This window comes from Rhizobium sp. 05N430, assembly GCF_056396985.1.
Genome location: NZ_JBFTMO010000021.1, coordinates 13,259 through 38,126, shown reverse-complemented (window position 1 = coordinate 38,126; position 24,868 = coordinate 13,259). Strand labels below are relative to the sequence as shown.

Below are 24,868 nucleotides of genomic sequence, written 5' to 3'. Positions count from 1 at the left end.
TGAACTTCCAAACCTGACACCCACCTGAAGTCGACAGCATCGAATGGCCGTGGGCGGTCAGTGTGTTTCAGGTATCCGTCAGGTTCATCGGCAAAGCGACAGGCAGCCTGGAATCGGAACGGTAGCGTGATTGCGCTGCCGCGTCCGATCCGCCGATCGACAGTCGCACCGTGGGGACACCAAGAGGCATGAAACAATCTATTTGGCACCAGCGTCCCAGTGTCGGAAGCTTTACGATCAGTGCCATCACGACCGCATATCTCCTTTTGGTTGCCAACCACACCTTCTGGGCGCGCGCCGCTAACTATTTCAAGGACGACCAATTTGCTCTTGGCCTGTTCGTGACGGGCATCACCGCTGGAGCCATGGCGATACTCACGCTCGTATCGGCAAAGTACGTCACCAAGGCTTTCCTGATCTTCTTCGTTCTCACCGCATCCGCAGCGTCCTGGTTTACAGACCAGTTTGGCGTGATCGTCGACCGCGAGATGATCCGAAACATGTTGCAGTCCACGTCCGCGGAGACGGCTCACCTCATCACACTAAGGTTCATCACCCACTTCGCGTTGACCGGAATTCTCCCCGCCCTGCTGATTCTCTGGGTGCGGATCGTCCACCGACCGGTTCTCTCGAAACTGCTTCACAACAGCGCGATCATTGCGGCATGCCTCGTTGTCCTGGCAGGCTCCGCAATCAGCGACTACAAGTCCATCGCTGGCGTGGGCCGCGCGCATCCCGACATCATGGATCCGTTGACGCCATTCTTTCCGATGACCAGCGCTGTCCGCTACGGCATCGATGCGATGAAGGGTCCGCGCGGCGCTCCAACAGCCCTCGGTACCGATGCGCACCGCACCGCAGCCGGGAAGCCGAGGGTCACCGTCATCGTCGCCGGCGAGACTGCCCGTGCAGAGGATTTCTCGCTTGGAGGCTATTTGCGCGAGACGAACCCCGAGTTGAAGAAGAGGGACGTCGTCTATTTCCCAAACACGTCGAGCTGCGGCACTTCGACGGCAGTCTCCATACCCTGCATGTTCTCGATATATACGCGGCAGAGCTACTCTCATGATAAGGCGCTTGCGAAGGAAAACCTTCTCGACGTGCTCATGCATGCCAACGTGTCGGTCTCCTGGCTGGATAACGACACCGGGAGCTACAACGTCTCGGACCGCGTCCCCTACCAGTTTCTTCCCAAGTCCGCCGATCCTCGCTTCTGCAGCGGCGGCGAATGCCTGGACGCAATCCTTCTGGATCGCATGGACGAGTGGCTGGACCGGATTCACGGCGACAGCGTCCTGATCCTGCACCAGCTCGGCAGCCATGGCCCAGCTTACTTCGCACGCTACCCTGATGAATTCAGGCGGTTCGTCCCGGATTGCCGCGCCGAGGATTTCGGCAAATGCAGTCAGCAGGAAATCCGCAATGCTTACGACAACACGATCCTCTACACAGACTTCGTCGTCGCGCAGGTGATCGACAAGCTCAAGTCTCGCGAATCGTCCGTCGCTGCATCCGTGATCTATTTGTCGGATCACGGCGAGTCGCTCGGAGAGAATGGTCTCTATCTGCACGGCGCCCCATACATTGTCGCGCCCTCCCAACAGACGCATGTGCCGTTTCTCGCCTGGGTCGCTACGGACGTGCAGAAGACCAATGGTTTCAACATGGGCTGCCTCAAACAGAAAGCCTCGGCTCCGACGTCCCATGACAACCTCTTTCACAGCGTTCTCGGGATGATGGACATTTCCACATCCGCCTACGATCCCTCGCTTGATGTGTTTGCCGGATGCCGCGTGCCCGGCGACCTGGCCGAGGCGTCGCCCGCGGCTTTCGGCGGCACAAAGTAGGCGCTCCATATTCGACGGATGAGCCGCGACGCCCGAGCCAAAAACTGCGATGTCTCGTAGAATGCCCGCCATGGCAAAACAATGCAGTAGCAGGTCATGGGCAGCTTGAACTGCCTGAGGCCGTTCTGGAAGAGGGAGCCACGCTCGGCACTCTGACGTATAGGCTGCGGTTCCATGAACAGACCTCGTAATCCGGAGAGATGCTCAAGATCGAACGCGAGGTCGTAAGGCAACCGCATCGGAACAAGCTCATCAACGATCTACTTTGCAGCTCTGCGATTGATGAGATAGGCGCCCGACCCCTTCTCGCGCGTCAGGGAAATAGCCAGGCCGCGATAGGGCGTAAGCGGCTTCAGTTTGAACTTCCGGCCGCGATTGACAATCGAGAGACGGAGGATGTCCGACTCCCTCTGCTCGTCGAGCGCCGCGCTGAGTGCCGCCACGAGATCCTCTTCGAAGAGGAGAGCGTCCTCGAGGATGAGAGCATGGGCCGCTCTAGAATTCTGCATTCTCTACGCCCATTCGACATGGCTGAGGAAACACCCGATCTCGAAAGGGTTCGGCTTTCGGCCGTGCCGCTTCGTCGAATGTTGAGAGGGGCATCGTGATCTCGCGCCCGTCGAGCGCGGAAATACGTTCAAAGTCCAAACCCCTGTTGAGTACCCGCGCCTCCATCCGAAAGCGACGCTCAGGCGATCGGTCCAGATTGATCAGATAGACCGAAAGTCAGGAATTGAGTGTGGTGCTCAGGTCATTGATGGACGCCTGAGTACTGGAGTGCACGTTCATGGGAGCCTAAAAACGCAATGATCAGGCCATGAACCTGCGCTTCGAAGTTCTCCCGTTCCTGTCTGCATCCATACGGATTTGTAAAGTCACAGGCGTCCACGTTACCGATCCGTATAATCACGGAAAGGAAACCTCAAACTGCGTGTTGCAGGCTCCTTGCGTCCCAATGACGGGCACCACAAGGAGAAGAAGATGAACCACTATCGCTCTCTCAAGGCCGCCATGGCGGCGATGATCGCAGCCGGCGCCATCGGGCTTGCAATGCCGACGTTCGGCCAGGCCGCGGACCAGCAAAACGGCAAGGACGACACTGCCGAATATTCGGAGCTGTCGGGGGCAAAGATCAGCCTCTCCCAGGCTGTCGATGCCGCCGAGAAGAAGTTCGGCGGCAAGGCCGTCAACGCCGCGCTTGATAATGAGCAGGCCAGTGCTGCCTTCGAGGTCGAACTCATGACCGACAAGGGCTCTCAGACGGTCGCGGTCGATGGTGTCAGCGGCGAACCGACCGCCGCGCCCGACCTGCAGGACAACGGCGGCGAAGACGTCAAATAACTCCATTTGAGCGGCTGCGGGCCTTGCGCTCCGCAGTCGCTCTTTCGCTTTATCCTCGGGACCCGCAATGACGCTTCCCCTATTGCCGCTCCTCCTTGAAATTCACTATCGGTGCGCCGAAAGGCGTTGCGGACGGGCTGGTATTGGAACCTGGAGCGAGCGAGCCATCGTTGGCGGGGCTGATGGCCGACGCCAGATTGCTGCCGAGATCCCGGCGGACTCGCCTTCACCCTTGAAGCGTTGTTGAGCGTATGCGCAATCCTTACTGTGCTCTCAACTCTTCGTTCCAGTCTTGTGCATGGGGTCTGAGACGCACGAAGTCACACCCGAGGTGATCGGCAATATTGCGCAGCCTGTCAGCATAGACCTCGCCCTGCGGATCGGCATCTGTCGCTGCAACCAGCATCCGACCGGTGGTGATCGCCTCTATATGGTGCGCAACCGCCGGCGCCCAACCTCCTCCGGTGCTGGCATAGAGCGTGTCGCCCCGTGCTCCTTCGAGAGCGGCCAGGCTCAAGGCATCGATCGCCGCCTCCGTTATGCAGACGCGGGGAGCATTGCGGGCACCGAAGCAGAATAGCGTCTTGGTGCCTCCCGTCGAAAAGCCGCGCCAATCCGGACCGCGTTCCTCCCAACCCGAGACATTGCCGGCATCGTCGTCGTGGCGAAACCATGCACTGGCAAATGGTCCCTGCCGGATCCGGTCGGCCCTGATCGCGCGTCTTAGGATGGGCCCCGGCAATGCTCTCGCCTCAGTCAGGTACCGGAAGCCGGGCGATACCGGTGTCATGAGCGGCCGGTTTTGCCACCGTTCGAGCACCGGCGCGGTGGCAACGGGTCTGTCTGGTGAATGACGCGGTACAAATGACGGCGTGTTTCTCCCGGCCAATTCGCAGATACGCTCGACGGCGGCGGGGAACGAAATCCCTTTAAGAAAACCTGCAAGCGCAAAAACGTCTCCCTTGTGATCCGAGAGCGGATCGAACCAGCCGGCGCCGGCGTGGGTAACGATCAGAATTTCGGGGCTGCGCCGGAATTTACGGGCACGCCGGCTGCTCTCCTTCTCGTCAAGGACAAAACCTGCCTGCAGCAATACCGCCTCGCAGGACACGAGGCCGCGTAATCTCTCGAGCTTGATCCGATCCATGTTTGTCTCCTTTCTCCCCTCCTTTGACTGGGGCTATACCCCTCCCCCGCGCGAAGGCCGTGGCTGCAAGGGCGCGATGACAGGACGTGCGAGAAGGAAAGTATCGGCGCGGCGCAGCTTCCCTTGCGGCCAGTAAGCCGCAAGCGCTACGCAGGTCTCGCCTGCGAGACCGTACGGCGGCAGCGCCGCCAACGAAGATGAAGAGTATCGGAGAAATCAGCATAGCGCCGCCCGCAGGGCGGGATTTCGGTAATTCTCGCCGCGCGGGATCGGGCGAAGGGCAGCCGCAGGAGCCTCAACATAGTGGCCCATAGGGGAGGCGGGATCGACTGCTCCCGATCAGAGCGCTCCTTGCCTACTGAGGCAACGCGATCCTTAAGCAGCGTGTCGAGTTAGCGAGGCTTGATAGATCAAAATTTTTGGCCGAGTTGGCTACGGTCGCGATACCTGACCGAAGCAGAAAATCGCGTCATCCCTTTTTGAAACTGCCGGTCGAGTGACAGGCGATCGTCTCTCGGTCCGACGGAAAGCTGAACCCCTCCCGAAGGCGGTATCGAGGAGTCGACAATTGTGCTATCTATCCAACGTGTGACACGAGGGATCGTCTGCCGTCCCGGAAAACCGAGGCGGCGGCCTATAAAGTTCGAAATGCTTCGCGAGTGAGCAACCTGTGCCACTTAGATGCGCGATCTAGGGGTCTGATCAGCCTGTATATCTCCTGTTAACCAGAAGCGAAGTCGGGGTTTATTTCCGTCATAGCTATTCATTCTTAAAACGGACATCCATCTGATCGCAAAGTCTCGCGCCTGAATTGGCGCCTGACATGGCAAAAGGGTCAACCGCCTGTATCTCGCGACCGCAACAGTGCGTGAAGCATGGGAGCTGGAGTGAAGGAATGGTGTCGCGCTTTGAGGGTAAGGCTGCGAAGATATCCGCCAGGCGACGTGATGCGCTCGGCGTTTTCGAGAATGCAGGCAGTAACGATCGACGCGCTTTCGGCTCCCATTGCCGCGACTGCATCGTGGAAGGCCGAGTTGCTGATGCCGAGCATTGTGCGGACGATGCTTGATGCAGATGCGAGATCCGACCAGTTTCGAATAGTGCCGCCGGGTCCGTAGGCACCGACCTGTGGGCATGCTTGGAGGACGGCTGCCAGGCTCAGCGGCCTGACTGGGTTATCTTCCGCGCTTTTTCGGTCTCCAACATTTACCGTTGGCGCTGGCCGATCATGGTTGCGGGAGCGTTCAATTTCAAAATGGGATTCTGGATCTGAATCCTGTATGTGGCGCTCACGCTGCGATTCATTGGCGCATATATTCTGTGCTTTTACGTGATTTTCCAATTGGTTGACGATTGCGGTGCGGATGTCTTCAAGCTGTCGCAAGGCGGTCTCAACTTGCATCAGCGTGGCCTGACGCGGCAAGCTGTCAATGACGCTGCGGAACTGCACGTAAAGGGGTGCCCAGTCACCTGGCGCATCTTCGAGCTCGGCTGCCGAGATGAGTTTTGCGATATCGCGTCGGCAAATCGACACGCGCTCCTTGGCGATACGGAGCCGTTCGCGATCCAATTGAATGCGAGCGGCTAACCTCTCGATCTCTTCAGCGCGGGCCAGCAATGGAGCGAGATTGAAGCCGAAAGCCTCGTCGATCTCCCCTCCCCTACCCCGCCGGGCGTAGCGCTTGCCATTGGGGCTGTCCTTCCTGGCGATCAGACCGGCATCGACGAGCATGGCGAGATGCCGCCGCAGGGTTGCCGGGGTCATGCCGCGCGCCCGAATGGAGAGCTGGACATTTGAGGGGAACACCACGAGGGAAGTACTGGTTGACATCTCATCCTCAGGGAGAAACGTCAGGAGCGCATCGAGCACCGTGAGGGCGCGATCGGTTACTTCAAGCTCGCGGCGTGCTTCGCAGACCGATCTGAAAAGCTTCCATTTGTTGCGGCTCTCGCCTTTCGGCAAGGCACTGGCCTTGCGCTGCGTCAGCATCATGGCAAGCGTCATCGGCCGCCGCCCGACAGGCGTCGTCACATATGTCGTATCCATCTTTCTTTCACCTGCGTTGAGGCAAAAGAAATCCGCTCACCAAAATGGCGCCTAGACTCTTGACTGTGATTCGAGGAAATGCGATTCTTGATTTGCTTAAGATCGAGAAGGGCTTCCACGACGGCGACGTTTGGGGGCCTTTTTCTTTTGCGCGGTTCGACCTCTATTGTTTGGGTTGAGTGCTTCGCACGAATTCGCTGTGCAGCGCTTCCATGCGATTATTCAGGAAATCGACGAACTCTGCCGGGACAGCTTTGGTAAAGCTGATCCGTGGGCCAGAACTCGGATAAGACACTGTCGCGAGCACGAAGCCATTGGCCCTGATTTCGCTCGGCGCGGCCTCAGTCTCATTTGCCACCGGTACCTTGTCCTGCAGGGCCATAGAGGCCACCTGGAAGCGCAGATTGGTGTCTGGCTGGCTGTGATCGGCCAGGCGACCGGAAACGCGCTCTGCAGCGTCCTGGCGAATAGCAAAAGTCTCCGCGAATGCCAGCCAGCGCCGGCGCCCAACTTCTGGTGCAGGGCCGATTGCGAATAGGATAGCTCGCGGAATGGCAGAGGCGATCTTCAGCATTTCTGAAAGGTGGGACTTCTTCGTCGACAACGATGCGCAGATCGTATCGCGGCGATAGCCTGCCTCTTCCTGGGCAAGAGCGAAAACGCATTTCTCGATGAAGCTGAGGTCGTTGCGGTTGGTATTTTCCTCGCCCTGACGGACGATTGCTTCCTCGTCGGGCAACTCACGAAGGATCGCCCTGAACTTGATGCCGAGCGCGGCGGCTGCAGCCAGGCGCCTGCGGCCGAAAACGATCTGGTAGGGCTTGCTGCCATCCTTGAGGGGACGCACGAGGCCTGGAACGATCTGCCCGCGCTCCTTGATGGATTCCTTGATGGCTTCGATCGCAGATCCTTCATAGGCACCGTCGAAGCGGTCAGGGATCGCCGATGGCGCTACGTCGGACGGATCGACCTCGATAATATGGTCGCCGTCCTTCAGAAGTTGATCGAGCGCCTCGCCCTTTTCCTGAATCTGGCGAACACCGGCTGCAACCTTCATCAGATGTGGAGACGGGGTTCGGCCCGCAACCGGCGCTACGCTCGGTGCAGGCTGGTCGAGGCCTCCAAGGACGTTCGCGAACATACCACGGGAATCTTTGCGGCTCATTCACGCCCCCATGCTGCCCAGAGCAGCTTTTCGATCTCGCTATTGGCAGCGTTGATCGATTCCATCGCGCGGTCGTAGGTCTTCGGCGCCGAGAACCTGGCACGCTGCACTTCGTAGAGGCTCTGCTTCCAGGTCAGAGCGTCGGCGACGGCTGTGGATTTGGACACCATGTTGAGAAGGAGGTCATCACCGAATACTTGGCGCATCAGTGCCGTCATGTTGGCCTGCGGGTGATCGTTCGCCTCGAATTTGGTGACGAGGAACTTTGCGAAGTCCCACTGCGCCGGAGCACCCATTTCGCTGAGGATCTGCATGTAGGTGGCAGCCAGCTCCAGGAACTTGCCGGTTGAATCGACATCGAGCATGTGAGCCGGAACCGGAATGATGACGCCGGTGGCTGCCGTCAGTGAAGACAGCGTCAGGAAGTTGAGCGACGGTGCTGAATCCATCAGGATAACGTCGTAGTCGTCGGCAACCTGTTCGAGCGCTTGGGAGACCCGCAAGAGGAAACTTGTCCCCCCTGCCCTGCGCATCTCCAGGGCCACGGCGGTTTCGAACTCTGTGAGGTCGAGACCGGCGCAGATGACATCGAAGCCGGTGATGTGGGTCTTGTGGATCAGGTCTTTCGTCAGGCGCTGCTCGGAAAAGCGGATCGCCGCATAAAGCGTGTCGTCTTCGCGCGGATCAAAATCGGGAAGATTGCCGTGCAGGCTTGTCAGCGAGGCCTGCGGATCGAGATCGACCGCAAGCACGCGGTAGCCGCGAAGCGCTAGATAATGGCCGAGATGGATCGTCGTCGAGGTCTTGCTCGACCCGCCCTTGAAATTGGTGACGGCGATGATCTGGCATTCCTCGCCTTCAACGCGGCGCGGGTTCATGTATTTCTTGCGACCCTTCTCGGCAAGCGTCATGCGCAGCTCGAGAACCTGGTCCAGCGAGTACATACGCCGTCCGTTCGGGGTGACCTCGGGGGTCGGACCCTTGTCCTTGAGGACGATCTGGCGAATGTAGGCTTCGGACACTTCGAGAAGGGCGGCCGCCTCCGATGAGGAGAACTTGCGCATTTCGCGGCGCGCGTCGGGCGGATATTGCGCCATGCTCAGGTTTTGAAGAGCAAAGTCGAGCTTGCTCGAGAAGCTCTGCATAAAATCGAGACTGCTTAGATGCCGATTCACTGGATTTCCCTCGGTTCGTTCCGGACAATTTAGCGCCGCTTGTGGTTAACGAAGCGTTACACCGGCCGTTGTTTCGCGAAAGAACGATAATTCGCATATTTTCCGTAGTTAGAGAGGTATCGCGATTCGCATGCACCGGCAAATGGCCTCAAGCGGCAATTCATTGATATGATTTTGCTGTCCGACAGAAAGTTCCCCGCGGGGAACTTTCTGGTCGGGTAACGATCAATAGAGATAGTGACAGAGTAGTCTGTCCCAATGCGGCAACGCAGGGGTAACTTGGATACTCTAACTTTGGCCAGCGCCCGTCTTACGACAACCGTTTTGCGGCGGGCGGCCAAAAGTTCCCCGCGGGGAACTTTTCGATCGGACGGCGGGCGCCACATTATCATTGCCCATTGCTGGAGCGCAGGCCGGGTTCTGCGCCACACCGGCCATCCCGAGAAAGGCGCTCCCGCGGGACGTTTCGCTCTTGGTCTTGTAGCCGGGTCTGGCGGAGGGCGTGCGGCGGGTACTGAGCGTCGGTCCGGGTTACATGGCAACCACGCGGTTTTGGTCAGGCGAGGGGAGACGATGGTTGGAAAAGAGTGCTTCGCGTATCAGCCCCCTCTCCTGCTCGGGGACATTTGCGCGACCCGTCAGCCTTTCGACGGCTTTGGTTTAGTCAAATTCTGAAAAGTTCCCCGCGGGGAACTTATTGAGAGTGCGGGCACCAAGCACGGGGCTTGAGTGCAATCTCTGTCCGGGGGGAGGCTTATCGATGGCAGTCTTGAGCATCGCGAACGCCGCCGCTGCTCGAGTTGATTGAGACTGGGAAATCTGTCTCCTACAGTCGATGGCACCAAAGTTCCCCGCGGGGAACTTTCAGGATTTCGAGTGGCGGCAAAGCGCTGGATACTGCCCGAGTAGGCAGTCGGTCGAAGTGAGAGGCGCGGATCCGGAGAGGGCGGACACCGTGGTGCGCTTGACGTTCCGGCAGCTTCACTGTTTGGCGCGGCAAAATGCGAGGGCGGATGGACGGAGCCCAAAAGTTCCCCGCGGGGAACTTTTCCAATGCGCTTCAAATTGTGGCATTCGGAATGACGGCGATGCGATCGCCGGGCGCGAACGGATTGCACCGCTTCTTGCGCTCGGTCCACCGGCAGCCTGGGCCGGACAGTGAGGGTAAAGCGTCCAGTTAGAGAATTCCGCTGGCGGGTTTTTCTGCTGGGAGCGAGACGGCCTCGAGGCAGGCCGTAAGCTGCAGCATCGAAGGGTTCGGCACCCACTTTAAAAAAGTTCCCCGCGGGGAACTTTTGACACTGACCCTTCCGGCCAGGGCCAATCCCACGGCGATCAGAGTAACCGTGCGGCCAGTCCGGTCTTGCGACGTCCATCATTATAGTAGCTGCCTGCCTGCTGCATCGAACGATGGCGGGACTGGTCCATCGCCTCGAGAAGAGAGACATTGCGCAGCGCAGCCTCCGTTAGGAAGCCCGAGCGCAGGCCGTGAGCGGAATAGTCGCTGGGTTCCAAACCGGCGCTCTCGGCCCGCTGCTTGACGATGGCATTGATCGACTGCGCATCGATTGCCCGCCGGGAGATGTTGCCCCATTGGTCGATTGCGCGGAAGACGCCGCCCTTTTGAATTTTGGCTGCCGCCAACCAGGCATCCAGCGCATCGACTGGCGCTCCGGTGAGAAAGACGATCTCTTCACGGCTGCCATCGCTCGTCTTGGTGCGGCCAAGATCGATCGAGATCGACGGAAGCTTCGTCCCGTCGTTGAGCTCGACGGGATAGCCGGGCAATCTGGTCATAGCGCAATGAAGCGAACTCGCTACGCCGGCGGCCACCCGATCCAAAGGCAACCATGAGCACGGCGCGGTCACGAAGGTCGCGCAGACTTCCGCCGGCACAGGTGGCAATCAGGCGGGCGACAACATCGCCCGTCAACGCCTTCCTGCTTTTACGCTGACGCGGTCGCCCGGCGGCACGCACTGAAGCCGGATCGCCGACTTCAGGGCAGGGGAGGCGAAGACTCCATCTAGGCCGCGCCACTTCGTCAGCGTCGACCAGTGCGCAAGACGGCGCCGAACGGTCGAAGGCGAGTGTGGGCCTGTCACGCGCAGGAAGCCTCCGTCACGCAAATTCAATTCGACATCTGCAGGCATGCCGTGGTTGGGATCGGTCTCGCGCTTCTCCGGCAACCAAAGATGATGGGCAACGAACTTGAGAAGCAGCGCTTCGGGTGTGGGCCAGGGCAGGGCGCTTCACGTCGCAGCCAGCGCCCATGCCTGCAGATAGGATAGATCCAATGTGAGAGCCCGCAGGGAGTTGCGCCCATGCCCTCATTGACCAGATGACGAAGGGTTTCGACGTCCTGGTCGGTCAGCAGCTCTGCTAGCTCATCCCGTCGCTCGATCGGCAGGACCGCGGCGAGTGTGCCGAGTTCGATCGCCCGGCGGCTAACGACATCGGAGGCTGTACAGTCATTCACTGTGTGAGAAAGGGCCGAGAACCGCTACCCCTTCCTTGCGCGCAGCAGCAGACAGCTCGCGGTCCAGCGTTGCGAGGCGAATGCATCGATTGAGGGCACGCGCCAAATACGCAGCATCGTAAGCGCTCAGCGTATAGCTGGCTGCCAACAGAAGAACCGAACTGTCGCCGCCAATCCCGGCGTCGTAGAGCGGCAACCGGCGGACACGCTCCATCAACAAGCGCACCACCCGGCCGGACCCGGCCGCGCCTCTCGGACAAAGTCAAAATGTTACGAATCCCCAACCAGAACAGTGACGGCATCGGGCAGGGCTCCGAATCGAGGCAATGGCTGTCTCCGCTGCTTCAGAATACTCTTCCGGCAAAAGCCAGGCGGCGGCGAGCGAGGCGTAAACGACGAAATGCCATCAGCGGCGTCCTTCGTCGCGCCACGACAAGATTTCCTCGTGGGTGGAGACGGCAGCTTTCAGACGCGATGCCCGGACTTCAGCGAGCAGCAATTGTAAGTCGGTAGGCTTGCGTGCACACTTGACATGCGCGACTGGATCGTTGCCGCGTGTGATGTTGAGATCTTCGCCAGCTTCAACACGAACTAGCAGCTCGGAAAGATGGGTCTTAGCCTCAGAGATCGTAACTGTCGTCGTCACTTTGCAACGGAGCCTATTTAGGTTGGTTCCGAGCACTTAAAGTATGCTCGCGTTGCGTGTTGGTCAACAATATGGTGTCATAACCATCGATAAGGGGCACTTATCGATGGTTATAGTCTCAACCGACAATCATACCATGTGAGGAACCGTAATATTCCAATAGCGTTCCTTTACGAAATCATTTACCATGATTTCAATGGCTTACGATCTTGCGAAAATCAGCATGACACCCTTGTTGGAGCCGGCATTTCGGGCCGGTGTCGAACTCGCGCGTCTGGACGAGCGCATCGCCCGTTCGCCGGTCGGCGCCGGCTGGATTGAGCGCACCCATTTCACTGACGCCTGCGCCTCGCTGTGGATCGACGGTGAACTCGTCCATCTCGAAGACCTCGTCCTCCACGACGCCACGAAGGACATTCGCACGCCGACCCATGAGCTGACAATCGCCCGCGACGTCCTGCGCACGCGTCGGCGGATCGCCGGCCAATCCCCGGATTGGGCGCTCTCTTCCGACGGCATCTGCTCTCTGCGGAAAACCTCGGAGATCGGGTCGGGCGGTGAGGACAAGGCGACGACGGCCGATTTTATTTGGCCGACGGCCGCGATCCACTCGGAAGGGGAGGGGGAGGACGACGACGACATCGGAAATCTCCCCGGCGTCGATTATGCCGTCATCGATGCGGTGCTCGCCCGATCGGAGGCTGCGATCGAGAGCGCCAAACGACTAGGGCGTGGCGGCGTTCAGGACAAAGATCCGATGATTTACGATCTAGACTGGGACGAGGATTCCAGGTTGGGGGAATGGCGCGTCTTGCTACGGCAGGCTGAGGGCTTGCCGACGATGCTGCAGGCGATCGTCGCCCTCGATGCCTGGAACGAGCTGTCCGTGCTTCAGCACGCGCCATGGCTCGGCCGACTTCTGGCTGCTTCTATCCTGCGGGAAGCCGGCATCACGACTGGCGCCCATCTCGCCGCAATCAATCTCGGCCTCAAAACCATCCCCGTCGATCGGCGCCGGCATAGTGATCGCGAAACCCGGCTGCTTGCCATCGCCCACGGTTTTTTGGCGGTCGCCGAGATCGGCATGAAAGAGCACGACAGGCTGACGCTTGCAAAAACGATGATGGACCGAAAACTGGAGGGGCGACGGACGTCGTCAAAGCTGCCAGAGCTCGTCGAGCTGGTGATGGCGAAGCCATTGGTGTCGGGCGGCATGGTGGCGAAGACCCTTGACGTGACGCCGCAGGCGGCGCGGCGGATTGTTTTGGAGCTGGGTCTGCGGGAGTTGACGGGGAGGGGGAGGTTTCGGGCATGGGGACTTGTTTAACCCCGGCAACCGATCAGCTGACCCGCGGCCTGATCGATGTCGGCACTCGCCGTCAACTCGCACGCGTGGAGGTAATTGCGAGAAATAAAGGTCAGAACATTGTTATCTGACGCCACTTTTCGATAAGAGCGGCCCGACAGAAGAGAGAGGGCATTGCGATGGTGCTGCACAAAGACGAGATTTTGAACGCGCTTGCGGCAACGGCGAACGTGGCCCAGTTCGTTGGGTTTCGACCAAACGGAAAAGGCTCCCTTACACAAAGTTATAGTCGCGTCTCCGGCTTTGATGCCAACCATCTATTTTTGAGTGCACGAGAGGCGGTTGATGCGCTATTGGAGCATAGCTCTGATAAGATGGTCAATGTCAGGAGTTATGAACCGAGCAGTCCCCGAAGCAGAGAGTTCGTTTACGGTCTAAAAGACGTGGAAGAGGTTTTGGCGGTTCTTGAGCGATTAGCCGCCCTGGAACTTCATCTCATTGTGAACGAAACAATCGATATACATGATGGCGGAACATCGCTATCAAAGTAAAATCTGGCCCTAGTATTATGCTCGCCAGCTGTAACTGGTTCGATTTATTAGATCCATGGAACAGCACTTTTACAATTGTTGATATTGCACAAGGTCTTTCGAATATTTGTCGCTACGCGGGTCAATGTAAGAAGTTCTAACCTGTCGCTGAGCATTCGCTTTATGTCAGCGAAACAGTTGAAAACTACAAGCTTGAAGCTCTCCTACATGACGCGGCCGAGGCTTTCCTTGGGGACATTACCCGTCCTCTGAAGCAATTGTTGCCCCAGTACAAAGAGATCGAGTCGAATGTCGAGTCTGCTATTTGTAGCCGCTTTCATCTTGACTTAAATGCCAAGGCTGAGATTAAGCGAGCAGACCTTCGCGTTCTGGCGGCGGAGCAAGCACAGGTAATGCCCGAAGGCACGGATTATTGGGTACGGCCGTCGACCATCAGGCCTGCAGATATCGAAGTTAGGTTCCTGTCGCCTGTAGCAAGCCGTGAACGCTTTTTATCGAAATTCTTCGAGCTAACCGGGGCTCCACGAACGCTCCGATTCTAAATAGCGAAACTTACGGGCCTGAAGACAATGATCAAACTTTTCACGAAGATCGTCGCGTGATAAAACCTCTGCTTTAATCTGCAAAGGCATAGGAAACATCACGAGCCATGTCATCCAAAAGCGACCAGCGGCTCCGTGCGCTGAAACTCCTAGATGCTCGGGGCATGCTCCGGCTAAAAGAGTTCGCTGCCGAAGGTATCGGCCCAGAGACGCTTGCGCGCCTGGTCCGGGAGGAGGCGGTCATCCGCCCGGCACGGGGCCTTTATCAACTCCCAGATGCACAAGTCGAGGCTGCCCATGCGCTCGCTGAGGCGGCAGTTCTGGTTCCAAAGGGTGTGATTTGCCTAACTTCAGCCCTCCAGTACCACGAACTGACGCTGCAAATGCCGTCGGCTGTATGGATGGCGATCAACCGTACCGCCTGGCGGCCCAAGATCGATTATCCGCCTATTCGGTTCGTGCGCTTCACTGGGTGGGCACTGACCGAAGGGGTCGAGCGTCACCGCATCGAAAATGTCGACGTTCCCATCACGGATCCGGCGAGGACAATTGTCGATTGCTTTCGCTACCGGACGAAGATCGGCCTCGACGTCGCGATGGAGGGACTGCGCGAGGGTCTCCGCCGTCGCCGATGCAAACCGGATCAAATCTGGCGTTACGCGCGCAAGGCGCGGGTCTGGTCGATCATGCGTCCTTACGTTGAGGCAATGGTGTCTGATGCCGCGTGAGCCTCGCAACATCGGCGCATCAGTGCGAGCGCGGCTCCTCGATCGGGCACGTGCCGAGCGATCGGATTTCCAGATTCTCCTGACGCGATATGCGCTCGAGCGTCTGCTCTACCGGCAAAGCGCGTCGCCGCACCGCGACCGCTTCATCCTCAAAGGTGCGATGCTCTTCGTGACATGGGTCGCCGATCCGTTCGGCCCACGCGCGATCTGGATCTGCTTGGCCACGGCAACAGCGACGCCGAGGCAATTGCCGAAACCTTCCGGGCCATTTGTGCGCAGCCGGTCGCCGATGACGGTGTGACGTTTGATGTCGCCGCGCTGATGGCGGCCCCGATCCGTGAGGAGGCGGAATATGGTGGTGTGCGGGTCCGCACAACGGCAACCATCGCCGGGGCGCGTATTCCGATCCAGGTCGACATTGGTTTCGGCGACGCCATTACACCTGCGGCCGTCGAGATCGACTACCCCACCCTGCTGGACGCCCCAACGCCGCGCCTTCGCGCATATCCGGTCGAAACGGTGGTGGCCGAGAAATTCGAAGCGCTCGTAACGCTCGGCGTGGCCAATAGCCGGCTCAAGGATTTTTATGATCTCTGGGTGATCTCCCGAACATTCGAACTTCGCCAGGCTCCCCTTGTCGAGGCAATTCAGCGGACCTTCGAACGACGCGGAACGGTCCTCCCGTCTGTTGTTCCGGTCGGTCTGACCGATGAATTCGCGGAAGCATGGACCGCTCAATGGCGCGCCTTCCTGGACCGGGACCGGATGGCAGCCGCACCAGATGCTTTCGCCGCTACCGTCGCCGATCTTCGCCTCTTCTTGATGCCGTTGGTCGTCGGATCGAAGGAAGAACGAATTTGGCCGCCGAGCGGGCCGTGGTCGCCGGGGGAAGCAATCAATGAGGCGTAGCGGAACGAGAAAATTTCTCCGTCCCGCATGGTGCGACTGACGAAGAAAGGAGCCGCTGTCGCGGTTGGGGGGAAGTATGGATAAGAAGCACTTTTATCGCGTAGGCAGCCACTCTGGCGCCTGGGACGATCTACCCACTGACCCAGATGAACTGGATTCTCTGACCAATAGTGCTCGAAAGCACATCGAGCCGTGGCTCTCTGCTGTCTTCCAAGCAGAGCACCTCAACCTACTGCTCGGCAGACTCTCTTATCGTCGTCCCTCGCGCCCACGATGGCTTCGACCTGCGGGGGTGTCGGGATAAGGACTTGGTCCCCCACTGACGGAAATGCGACCACGCCACGAGAGAGTTCGTATCTGGTCATTCCCGAAGCGCGGTCGCGCCGAGATGTCAATGTACCCACTGGCGATAACGACATCTTCCGCAGTGGAAATGGAAGATCGATCAGGCCAAAGTCTTTCAGGCAAGAGCGCTTTGGATAAGGAGAGCGTTCGATCCCGATCCAGGTTATGTAGGCGACCGTCGCAACGGCTTCATTTGGGATGATCACATACCCATTGAGACGCGGAAACCCCGCCGGCACTCCGGTATTCAATGCAGAATGACTCTAGCAAGTGGGTTGTGGGAACGCTGCATGATTGCCTACCATCTTATCTTGGGGATCCATTCTCGATAATGTTTTGGCGGTCCGGTTTCCAGTGGGGAATAAGCGCCAGGCAGGCCGATCTTAGGGCTTACTGATCTGATCCTGGGAAAGTTAAGCGTTGAAGCGGTGGACATCGTGCCGCTAAGATAGCCGATGCCTCCGGTCGGTCACCAGACGGCGGATGGTTCTGATGCGACAAGTCCTCGCGTCGTATTCTCTCCGTCACATGCCTAGCCAAGGCGGACAACGCCCCGATGTTGTTCCATAGGCTTTGCCTGTCACCCGCTGAGGCAACAGACGCTAACAGGCCAAATGTCGAGCTCGGCCACCAAGTTCTTTGACCCGCCTACGAAACTCCTTCCTGCCAAGCTTGGTAGACGGTCCTGATTCTGGGATGAAAACCCAGACTGCGGGCGAGGGACGTATCGACATGCAGATACCAGGGATTTGAGAGAGGCTCGCTACTTGAGTCCAAGCGCTTCCCCACCATGCCCGCAAGTTCATAGATTGAGGAGGGCGTCTCGTCGGCCAAGTTCACGATGCGCCGATCGAATACACCCTCCAGCGCTAGCGTGACTGCCTGGGCGATGTCACGATGGTGGATCGTGCTCATGCGCTGGGCCGGATGCCAGGTGCTGACGTGGTTGGGAAGAGATTGAAGATGTCCGTCACCGTCGCCATAGACGAAGGGGAAGCGAAGGGTGGACCAGTTCAACCCGCTTTCGCGCAGTTCCTTTTCTGAGGCGACCTTGCTTGCGGGATAGGCGTGCTGAGGATCGACCGGGTCGTCCTCTCTTCCCGGATGCGGATTGTCCTTATTGTAGACATGGCTGGTGCTAGACATGATGAACCGCGCGTCGGGAGCGTGGGTCTTCACAGCGGCGATCAAGTTGCGTGTCCCATCGAGGTTGCTCTTCCAGATGAGATCGGTGTCTTGTGTGCGAAACACGGCGGCGAGGTGCACGATAGCGGAAATCCCTTGGACGGCGTTCGTCAGGGTCGAAGGGTCGCGAATATCGCCCGTCACGGCTTCTGTTCCTTCAGGGCAGTCCTTGCCCGCGCGGAGCAGGATGCGGCAAGTATAGCCGGCCTCCACCAGCCTCGGCAGAAGGCGCTCGCCAACGAGCCCGGTGGCTCCGGTGATCAATACGGTCATTTACTCAATCCTTTCGCAACAGGGTCTGCAGTCGTTCGGTCGCAGATTTGAGGACACGGATAGTCGTGGCCAGGTCGGCCTCGTCGATCCCGCCGAAGGCGGCGTCGTGAATGACAGAAAGATCAGGAATTCTGCGCCACAGCGCCTCACCTGTGGCTGTCAGCTTCAGTAGACGTTGACGCTGATCGCCTCCATCCGCGGTCTGCGCGACCAAATCCTTGCGGACGAGTGTGGCAATAATCCCGCTCAAGGTCGCGCGTTCAAGTTCAAGTGCGCGGCCGAGGTCTCGTTGGACGGACGGGCCGTTGTTGACGAGATACCAGAGGACATACCATTGCGTGGATCCCAGATCGAAAGGCCGCAGACGCTCGTCCATGAGGGCTCGGCCCGCGAAGTAACACCGCTTCGTCCATGCGCCGACAGAGAGATTTTTGGTGTCCGCATGTTCGCTCATGTTAGAGACCCGTGAATTCGTTCGCTACCAAACCAAAATCGCAAGGTAGCAAACGAATGTCAAGTCTTAGGCGATCGGTTACGGATTGGGCAATATCGGATTGCTGGATCGGAAGCTGAGCGGTCGCGCTCGGCCACGACAGCGGCTTTATGGGCAAGCGCTATCGCCACCGCTTCACATGGTCGACGAGTGCACGCAGTTTCGGAGCGAGATTGCGGCGGCTGGGGTAGTAGAGAAAGAAGCCGGCAAAGGGTGGGCAATAGTCCTGAAGGAGAGGGACCAGTTGACCGGATGCGACATAGCGTTTGAACGTGTCTTCCATACCGAAGGTGATGCCACCGCCGGCACAGGCTGTGCGGATCATAAGCCACATGTCATTGGTGGTGATCTGCGGGTCGACAGCCACGTCGAACTCACGTCCATTCTGCCCGAACTCCCAGCGATAGGGCGCACTGTGTGGCGCTGGGCGCCAGCCGATACAACGATGGGCCGAAAGTTCCGAAGGATGCTCAGGCTTGCCGAAACGCTCGATGTAGGAAGGCGCGGCGAAGGCGCCCTGGCGCTGATCGCCCGAGACGGGGACGCCAATCATGTCCTGATCGATGACTTCGCCCAGCCGCACCCCAGCGTCATAGCCTTCCGCGACGATGTCGAATTCCTCGTCCGTTACAGTTACGTCAACCTGAACTGCTGGAAAGGCATCCGCGAAACGCGCCAGTAGCGGCCCGGAGATGAACTGCTCGGCGATGGATGACACCGCCAGCCTCAACAGTCCGCTCGGTGCGCTGTCGCGGTCCGCCGTCGCGTCAAGGGCCATTCCGACTTCGGAAATTGCCGGCGCCACGCGCTGATATAGTCGTTCGCCCGCCTCTGTTAGACCCACGCTGCGTGTCGTGCGCTGCACCAGGGCGACGCCCAGCCGATCTTCGAGACGGCGGATGGTCTGGCTGACCGCTGGCCGGGTGACGCCCAAATTCTCCGCGGCAATGCGAAAGCTCCGCGCTTCGGCGACCGCCAAGAAAACAGAAATGCCGTTCAGATCGATTGTCATTGGTTAGTAAATATTACCAGCTTGGTCACTATTGAGCAAGTTGTCCCATCTTATCGATACGCCTACCTTTGTCTCACTAACAGGAGACAGCCAACATGACGCTTGATCACTACAGACTTCTTGGAAGGTCGGGTTTGCGCGTTTCGCCATTGAGCTTGGGAACGATGACCTTCGGTTCCGAGTGGGGATGGGGTGCGGACGGCGATGAGGCCCGCCGCATCTTCGATCTCTATGTCGATCGCGGCGGTAACTTCGTCGATACATCGGTGAACTACACCAATGGAGGCGCTGAACGTTTGCTAGGAACCTTTATCGGCGACAAGCGCGAGCGGATCGTTCTTGCGACGAAATTTACGATGGCACGCGACCCGGCCAACCCGAACTCAGGCGGTAACCACCGCCTGAACATGGTGCGCTCCGTTGAGCAGAGCTTGAAGCAACTCGCCACGGATCGCATCGACCTCCTTTATCTGCATGCGTGGGACATGACGACCCGGCCGGATGAGGTCATGCGAGGGCTCGACGACCTCATTCGGTCCGGAAAAGTGCTCTATCTCGGCATTTGCAACACGCCTGGATGGCGCGTTGCGCAAATGCAGACGCTCGCCGACATTCGCGGCTGGTCGCCTTTCGTGGCGCTGCAGATCGAATACAGCCTCGTGGAACGGACGGTCGAGCACGAGCTTATACCGGCGGCTGAGGCTCTGGGCCTAGGGGTGCTTCCGTGGTCACCGCTCGGCGGTGGCGTCCTCACAGGCAAATATTCCCTTGCCGACGTAGAAGATTCACGAGAGGCGGCTGTGTCCGCCAGCCGCAAGGGTGTCATAGCGTCGTCCGGTCACCTGAACGAGCGCGCAATCGAAATCGCGGACGAGGTTCGAGCCGTCGCCGAGCAGGTCAACTCCACACCATCGCAAGTGGCGCTTGCGTGGACGCTGGCCAATCCGACGGTCGTCTCCCCCATCATCGGCGCCCGCACGTTCGCTCAGGCCGAAGACAATCTTGGAGCTCTGGATCTGCTGCTGACGCCGGAACAACTGGATCGTTTAAACCGGATCAGCGCCCCGAGCCCCGTCTTTCCCGCTCGCTTCACGCAACGTCCCCTCGTCCAGCAACTGATCTTCGGCAACGCTGCGGTCGAACGCCGCGGCTGACCCTTCAGACGATGTGGGGCCTGTCGACGGTGCATGATCTTCATGCCAGTCGATAGGTCCCAACAAACCCTCAGCAACAGGAAAGGACCGATATCATGACCCTCCCGAGGTACCACCATATCGCCCGCGCGAGCCGAACAGCTCTGATTGCACTGGGATTGCTGTCGCTCGCCCTGCCGGGCGCAGCCTTCGCCGACACCGCGGCAACGCAGGTTACGGACAGTGCCGCGATCGAGCAACGGAACAAAGCGATCGTAGAAGCCGCCTTCAAAAAGTGGCGTGGAGGCACCTATGTCTTCGCGGAACTTCTCGCTCCCGATGTCGTCTGGACGATCCATGGTTCCGGACCGGTCGCTGGCACCTATCTTAACCAGAAGGACTTCATCGAACAGGCATCGCGTCCTCTGACCAGCCGGCTCGCGACCCCGATCGCGCCGGAGGTGCACAACATCTTCGCCGACGGCGACACGGTCATCATCCGCTTCGACGGAACAGCGACCACGATGTCGGGCGCACCTTATCGCAACCAGTTCGTCTGGATAATCAAAATGAAGGACGGCCTCGTCGTCAATGCGGAGGCCTTTCTGGACCTTGTTGCCTATCAGCAGGTCGTCGACAACAACGCCCCGCGGTCCCAATGACCGACGCCCGCGGTTCGGCAGATGTGCGTCTGCCGAACCGCACCAAGCATCCATGCGCGATCGCCTCCAAACCGAGAACCTTAGTGGAGCCAGACCATGCGACAGGCATTTGCTGCACTCATCACGGCCACCCTTTCTATCCAACCCGCAGAAGCACAGGAGACCAATTTGCATCCGAACCATCCTTATGCCGGCATGTGGGTCACCGACGACAACCGGGTTCGCCATGAACTTCTGCCGAACGGACGCTATGTCGAGGCCCGCGGCCAGCGCGAGCGGGCCTATCAAGGCCGCTACGAAGTCGACGGGACGCATATCGAATACTGGGACGACACGGGCTTTACTGCCGACGGCGATTTCGTCGATGCCAACACACTGCACCATGGCGGCATGATCTTGCGACGTCAGCAAGCGACGCCTTAACATACCAGTTGACAGGGGCGGTGCCCACTCAGCGCCGCCCTGTCATCGCGACCTGTCCACCTCTCGGAGGAGGTCGATGAAGGCTCGTAGCGGTGACGGCACGTGCCGGCTGCGAGGGTAATAGAGTGCCAAGCCGGGTGTAGGCGGACACCAGTCATCGAGCACAGTCACCAATTGGCCAGATTTGAGTAAAGATCGGGCAAAGTATTCAGGTACATATGCGATACCGCGCCCGTCCACCGCCGCCTGGACGAGAAGATCGCTGTCATCGAGCGTGAGATTGCCGGGCACATCGACCGCAATTTCGGCACCTCGTTTTGAGAACTCCCAGCGATAGCGTTTGCCGCTCGGCAGACGCTGGCGAATACAGCAATGCGCATTGAGGTCGTCAGGTGTCTGCAGTCCGGCTTTGCCCTTGAGATAGAACGGCGCTGCCACGGCGATGAAGCGAACGTCGCCTGCAAACTTTACCGCGACCATATCTTTGGGAACAGCTTCCAGCAGTCGGACGCCCGCGTCGAAACCCTGTTCCACGATATCGACGAGCCGACCTTCAGACACGAGATCAAGTTCGACGTCGGGATAAAGATCGAGAAATCGTGGGACGACGTCAGCAAGCAGGATGCGGGCACCGCTCTTGTTCGCATTGATGCGTAGTGCTCCGCTTGGGGTACCGCGCTCCTCCGAGAGCGTATCGAGCGCGTGGTCAAGATCCTGAAGAACGGGATCGAGGCGTGCAAGCAGGCGAGCGCCAGCCTGGGTCAGCGACACGCTGCGTGTCGTCCGATTGAAGAGGCGGACGTCCAGTTTTGCTTCTAATCCGATGATCGTGTGGCTGAGGGCGGAGCGCGAAACACCCATGACATCGGCCGCCCTGCGGAAGCTCTGATGATTGGCCACCGCGGCAAAGGCGGCAAGGTCGTTCAAGCTGGGGCGCACCATTCGTGAATTATCCTCACCATGTTATCCCAAATTGAAGATCTTATAGCACCAATCCTCCGGATCTACATTTGCAGATGAACAATGAGGAAAATTACATGACAAGGACATGGTTCATCACTGGCGCTTCCTCCGGGCTCGGTCTTGAGATGACGCAGCAGTTACTCGCCCAAGGGGACACCGTCATCGCCACGCTCCGTCGCCCAGGAACGCTGACGCAGCTTGAGCAGAAATATCGCGAGCGCCTGGATACCATTCAGCTTGATCTGGTCGAGCCGGAGAGCATTGTCTCGGCCGTCGAACGAGCCTTTGAGCGGCATGGCCGCATAGACGTGATCGTCAGCAACGCGGGCTATGGCCTGTTCGGTGCTGTGGAGGAGCTGACGAATGAAGAGATCGACCGGCAGATCGCCACAAATCTCACGGGGTCCATTCATCTGATCCGCGCAGCAATGTCTCATCTTCGCCGGCAAGGCGGTGGACGGATCGTTCAAGTCTCGTCCGAAGGCGGGCAGATCGCCTATCCGGGCTTCAGCCTCTATCACGCGACCAAGTGGGGCATCGAGGGGTTCCTCGAATCCGTGGCACAGGAAGTGGCGCCTTTCAGCATCGACGTCATCATCGCCGAGCCCGGGCCGACGGGCACGAATTTCGGAGCGAATCTCGTTCAGGCCATACCGTTGGATGCCTACGCTGAAACGCCGGCTGGCGCCGTTCGCCGGGCGATCAGCGACGGAAGCTTCGAGATCAAAGGGGATGCGGTGCGCGCCGTGTCCGCAATGATCTCAGCCGCCGAGAGCGAGGAGCCACCGCTGCGGCTGACGCTAGGCAGCACGGCCTATTCCTCTATCTCAAAGGCGCTTTCTGCACGCCTGTCCGCCCTTGAGGCACAGAGAGACGTGGCAGATTCCGCCGACAGGCAGGATCTTTGAACCGCAGCGGTCCGGAACCAAGGACTTCGAGAACAGGAAAGAAGATAACATGACCCTTCGTCTAGCTATATTGGCTCTCGCCCTTACTGTCTCGGCTTCTGCTTTTGCCCAGACAGCCGCTGAAAACCAGGTTGTAGGCACTTGGCGCATGGTATCGGCAACCATCGATTCCGGCGGAAAAAACATCGCCGCCTATGGAGAAAAGCCCAATGGCCTTCTCGTGTTCACACCCGACATGCACTTTGTAGAGGTTCTGACCGACGCCGACGTCCCGCGCTTTGCTTCCAATGCACGAGGTGAGGGGACTGACGATGAAAATCGCAATGCGATGTCACACAGCATCGGGTTCTTCGGCACTTACACCGTCGATGAGACGGGCGAATTCAGCGGAAATCGTGTCGAGGGATCGACATTTCCGAACTGGGTCGGCAGCGTACGAACACGCGATGATCTGAGGATGGTTGTTGACGGCGATCGGATGACCGAACAGTTCCGCAGGCCGGAAGGCACTGAAATTAAGATTGAATGGCAGCGCGTCAAATGAGCGCCGGAGGCTGGCTGCCGTAAGATCTCGACCTTTTGGCGTGCGCCGTCAGTCATTCGCCGTCCAGTCATAGCTTTTCATGTAATCGAGAAACGCACGCATGGCGGCACTCGGAAGACGGCGGCTTGGATAGTATAAAAACCAGTGCGGCAAGGTGGGGCTCCAGTCGGAGAGAAGCTCCACCAGCAGACCGCTTTGGACATGCGATTTTGCATAGCCGTCGAAGACATGCGCGATTCCTCTGCCGGCTAACGCAGCTTGCAGTTCATTATGTGCAGAGCTGACCGTCAAGCGGCCGGTGCGAAACGATGAAGCGACTGAGCGCCCAACACGGAGGAAAACCCGATGAGTGCTTTCACACTCATCAGACGCTCCATCATGCTGTCCGCTGTCGCAGGCGCATAAAGCATGTTCATCCCAAGCCTGGGTGGCTCTGGCAGCGCCAACGCCCAGGCTGCGTCTTCGGTGACCGGGAATGCTGGCTATTACCGTTTCCGCGTCGGAGAAATCAGCGCAACCGTGTTGAGCGATGGTGTGATAGGCGGCCCGCCCCGCGTCTATGCAAGCAACGCGCCGGAAGCCGAGCTTCAGGAGGTCCTGCGGCAAGCATTTCTGCCGACCGACCACCTTACGCTCAACCTCAACACGCTACTGATCGAGACCGGCGGTCGGCGGATCCTGATTGAAGCTGGGGCCGGCAAGACCATGGGCCCGAATGGCGGGCGCATCTTTGACAACCTTGCCGCGGTCGGCCTTACCCCTGCGGACATCGACGCGATCGTCATCTCGCACACCCACCCCGACCATGTCGGCAACTTGAGGACCGCGGACGGCGGCAAAGCCTTCCCCGGCGCCGCTGTCTTCGTTCCGAATGGGACGAGCACCGTTGATACAAGCTTGTACAATCATTGCTACCTCCATCATAGCATGCCATCCTAATCTAAGGGGCGCTTCGCCATAACCAGCTGCACGTTCTGTCGCTTACACGCTCCACCATCTTCTTAGGTCCGGAAAGCTGCAGCCGTCAGCCTTCGGCAGCTAAGGAC

The 24,868-nt window shown here is 58.9% G+C and carries 23 protein-coding genes and 3 pseudogenes; 12 read left to right on the top strand and 14 right to left on the bottom strand.

The window, feature by feature from the left end:
* Positions 1-188 precede the first annotated feature (188 nt).
* Positions 189-1,847: a phosphoethanolamine transferase gene (locus AC1DJO_RS27035; protein ID WP_112390699.1), complete on the top strand. Its 1,659-nt coding sequence runs from the start codon at positions 189-191 to the stop codon at positions 1,845-1,847.
* Positions 1,848-2,107: 260 nt separating this feature from the next.
* Here AC1DJO_RS27035 and AC1DJO_RS27030 read toward each other — a convergent pair whose 3' ends face one another.
* Positions 2,108-2,356 (bottom strand): hypothetical protein, encoded by a 249-nt coding sequence (locus tag AC1DJO_RS27030; RefSeq protein WP_310301134.1) that lies wholly within the window; start codon positions 2,354-2,356, stop codon positions 2,108-2,110.
* A complete protein-coding gene (locus AC1DJO_RS27025) occupies positions 2,343-2,522 on the bottom strand; it encodes a hypothetical protein (RefSeq protein ID WP_405049661.1) in 180 nt (59 codons plus the stop codon). The genes AC1DJO_RS27030 and AC1DJO_RS27025 overlap by 14 nt, the downstream gene beginning before the upstream one ends.
* 306 nt (positions 2,523-2,828) lie before the next feature.
* Between AC1DJO_RS27025 and AC1DJO_RS27020 the strand changes: the two genes are divergently transcribed.
* Positions 2,829-3,188: a PepSY domain-containing protein gene (locus AC1DJO_RS27020; protein ID WP_112445765.1), complete on the top strand. Its 360-nt coding sequence runs from the start codon at positions 2,829-2,831 to the stop codon at positions 3,186-3,188.
* 262 nt (positions 3,189-3,450) lie between these two features.
* Here AC1DJO_RS27020 and AC1DJO_RS27015 read toward each other — a convergent pair whose 3' ends face one another.
* The 7 genes and pseudogenes from AC1DJO_RS27015 to AC1DJO_RS26985 form a co-directional block, all read right to left on the bottom strand.
* On the bottom strand, positions 3,451-4,335 hold the full coding sequence (locus AC1DJO_RS27015; protein WP_477973896.1) for a DUF3991 and toprim domain-containing protein: 885 nt from the start codon (positions 4,333-4,335) through the stop codon (positions 3,451-3,453).
* 835 nt (positions 4,336-5,170) lie between these two features.
* Complete coding sequence (repC, locus tag AC1DJO_RS27010; RefSeq protein WP_477973895.1) at positions 5,171-6,382, bottom strand: plasmid replication protein RepC; 1,212 nt, start codon at positions 6,380-6,382, stop codon at positions 5,171-5,173.
* 163 nt (positions 6,383-6,545) lie between these two features.
* Entirely contained in the window at positions 6,546-7,547 is a 1,002-nt protein-coding gene (gene repB, locus AC1DJO_RS27005; RefSeq protein ID WP_477973893.1) for a plasmid partitioning protein RepB, read from the bottom strand.
* On the bottom strand, positions 7,544-8,722 hold the full coding sequence (repA, locus tag AC1DJO_RS27000) for a plasmid partitioning protein RepA (RefSeq protein WP_477973891.1): 1,179 nt from the start codon (positions 8,720-8,722) through the stop codon (positions 7,544-7,546). Before repA ends, repB begins: the two co-directional genes overlap by 4 nt.
* Positions 8,723-10,057: 1,335 nt before the next feature.
* Positions 10,058-11,199, bottom strand: a pseudogene (locus tag AC1DJO_RS26995) (tyrosine-type recombinase/integrase).
* Entirely contained in the window at positions 11,192-11,395 is a 204-nt protein-coding gene (locus AC1DJO_RS26990) for a PIN domain-containing protein (RefSeq protein WP_477831745.1), read from the bottom strand. Before AC1DJO_RS26990 ends, AC1DJO_RS26995 begins: the two are co-directional and overlap by 8 nt.
* A 210-nt stretch (positions 11,396-11,605) precedes the next feature.
* Positions 11,606-11,845, bottom strand: coding sequence for a type II toxin-antitoxin system Phd/YefM family antitoxin (locus AC1DJO_RS26985; protein ID WP_477973889.1), 240 nt, complete (start codon positions 11,843-11,845; stop codon positions 11,606-11,608).
* Positions 11,846-12,032: 187 nt separating this feature from the next.
* On the opposite strand from AC1DJO_RS26985, the gene AC1DJO_RS26980 reads away from it, so the two are divergent.
* From AC1DJO_RS26980 to AC1DJO_RS26965, 4 genes and pseudogenes are all read left to right on the top strand, one after another.
* Positions 12,033-13,172: an RHE_PE00001 family protein gene (locus AC1DJO_RS26980; protein WP_477973887.1), complete on the top strand. Its 1,140-nt coding sequence runs from the start codon at positions 12,033-12,035 to the stop codon at positions 13,170-13,172.
* 158 nt (positions 13,173-13,330) lie between these two features.
* Positions 13,331-13,702 (top strand): hypothetical protein, encoded by a 372-nt coding sequence (locus AC1DJO_RS26975; protein WP_477973885.1) that lies wholly within the window; start codon positions 13,331-13,333, stop codon positions 13,700-13,702.
* Positions 13,703-14,351: 649 nt separating this feature from the next.
* The gene (locus AC1DJO_RS26970; RefSeq protein WP_112390705.1) at positions 14,352-14,972 is read left to right on the top strand and encodes a type IV toxin-antitoxin system AbiEi family antitoxin domain-containing protein; all 621 of its coding nucleotides are present in this window, start codon (positions 14,352-14,354) and stop codon (positions 14,970-14,972) included.
* A pseudogene (locus tag AC1DJO_RS26965) lies at positions 14,962-15,881 on the top strand (nucleotidyl transferase AbiEii/AbiGii toxin family protein). Before AC1DJO_RS26970 ends, AC1DJO_RS26965 begins: the two are co-directional and overlap by 11 nt.
* 993 nt (positions 15,882-16,874) lie before the next feature.
* Here AC1DJO_RS26965 and AC1DJO_RS26960 read toward each other — a convergent pair.
* The 3 genes from AC1DJO_RS26960 to AC1DJO_RS26950 all read right to left on the bottom strand — a co-directional run bounded on the left by AC1DJO_RS26960 (position 16,875) and on the right by AC1DJO_RS26950 (position 19,189).
* Positions 16,875-17,684, bottom strand: coding sequence for an NAD-dependent epimerase/dehydratase family protein (locus AC1DJO_RS26960; protein ID WP_477973883.1), 810 nt, complete (start codon positions 17,682-17,684; stop codon positions 16,875-16,877).
* Positions 17,685-17,688: 4 nt separating this feature from the next.
* On the bottom strand, positions 17,689-18,138 hold the full coding sequence (locus AC1DJO_RS26955) for a MarR family winged helix-turn-helix transcriptional regulator (RefSeq protein ID WP_112390708.1): 450 nt from the start codon (positions 18,136-18,138) through the stop codon (positions 17,689-17,691).
* Positions 18,139-18,298: 160 nt separating this feature from the next.
* On the bottom strand, positions 18,299-19,189 hold the full coding sequence (locus AC1DJO_RS26950; protein WP_477973881.1) for a LysR family transcriptional regulator: 891 nt from the start codon (positions 19,187-19,189) through the stop codon (positions 18,299-18,301).
* Between the two features lie 95 nt (positions 19,190-19,284).
* Here AC1DJO_RS26950 and AC1DJO_RS26945 point away from each other — a divergent pair, with 95 nt between their 5' ends.
* The 3 genes from AC1DJO_RS26945 (at position 19,285) to AC1DJO_RS26935 (ending at position 21,407) form a co-directional block, all read left to right on the top strand.
* Complete coding sequence (locus AC1DJO_RS26945; protein WP_112445831.1) at positions 19,285-20,343, top strand: aldo/keto reductase; 1,059 nt, start codon at positions 19,285-19,287, stop codon at positions 20,341-20,343.
* Between the two features lie 95 nt (positions 20,344-20,438).
* Complete coding sequence (locus AC1DJO_RS26940; protein WP_477973879.1) at positions 20,439-20,984, top strand: nuclear transport factor 2 family protein; 546 nt, start codon at positions 20,439-20,441, stop codon at positions 20,982-20,984.
* A 96-nt stretch (positions 20,985-21,080) separates the two neighbouring features.
* Positions 21,081-21,407: an Atu4866 domain-containing protein gene (locus AC1DJO_RS26935; protein ID WP_112390182.1), complete on the top strand. Its 327-nt coding sequence runs from the start codon at positions 21,081-21,083 to the stop codon at positions 21,405-21,407.
* A 42-nt stretch (positions 21,408-21,449) separates the two neighbouring features.
* On the opposite strand, the gene AC1DJO_RS26930 is transcribed toward AC1DJO_RS26935, so the two are convergent.
* Positions 21,450-22,349, bottom strand: coding sequence for a LysR family transcriptional regulator (locus AC1DJO_RS26930; RefSeq protein ID WP_112390181.1), 900 nt, complete (start codon positions 22,347-22,349; stop codon positions 21,450-21,452).
* 95 nt (positions 22,350-22,444) lie between these two features.
* Between AC1DJO_RS26930 and AC1DJO_RS26925 the strand changes: the two genes are divergently transcribed.
* Together AC1DJO_RS26925 and AC1DJO_RS26920 are read left to right on the top strand one after the other, a co-directional pair.
* Positions 22,445-23,278: an SDR family oxidoreductase gene (locus AC1DJO_RS26925; protein ID WP_477973877.1), complete on the top strand. Its 834-nt coding sequence runs from the start codon at positions 22,445-22,447 to the stop codon at positions 23,276-23,278.
* A 49-nt stretch (positions 23,279-23,327) separates the two neighbouring features.
* Entirely contained in the window at positions 23,328-23,822 is a 495-nt protein-coding gene (locus AC1DJO_RS26920; RefSeq protein WP_477973875.1) for a lipocalin-like domain-containing protein, read from the top strand.
* A 48-nt stretch (positions 23,823-23,870) separates the two neighbouring features.
* Here AC1DJO_RS26920 and AC1DJO_RS26915 read toward each other — a convergent pair.
* Positions 23,871-24,122, bottom strand: a pseudogene (locus tag AC1DJO_RS26915) (LysR substrate-binding domain-containing protein); the annotation flags it as partial.
* 108 nt (positions 24,123-24,230) lie between these two features.
* On the opposite strand from AC1DJO_RS26915, the gene AC1DJO_RS26910 reads away from it, so the two are divergent.
* On the top strand, positions 24,231-24,761 hold the full coding sequence (locus tag AC1DJO_RS26910; protein WP_477973873.1) for an MBL fold metallo-hydrolase: 531 nt from the start codon (positions 24,231-24,233) through the stop codon (positions 24,759-24,761).
* Positions 24,762-24,868 lie beyond the last annotated feature (107 nt).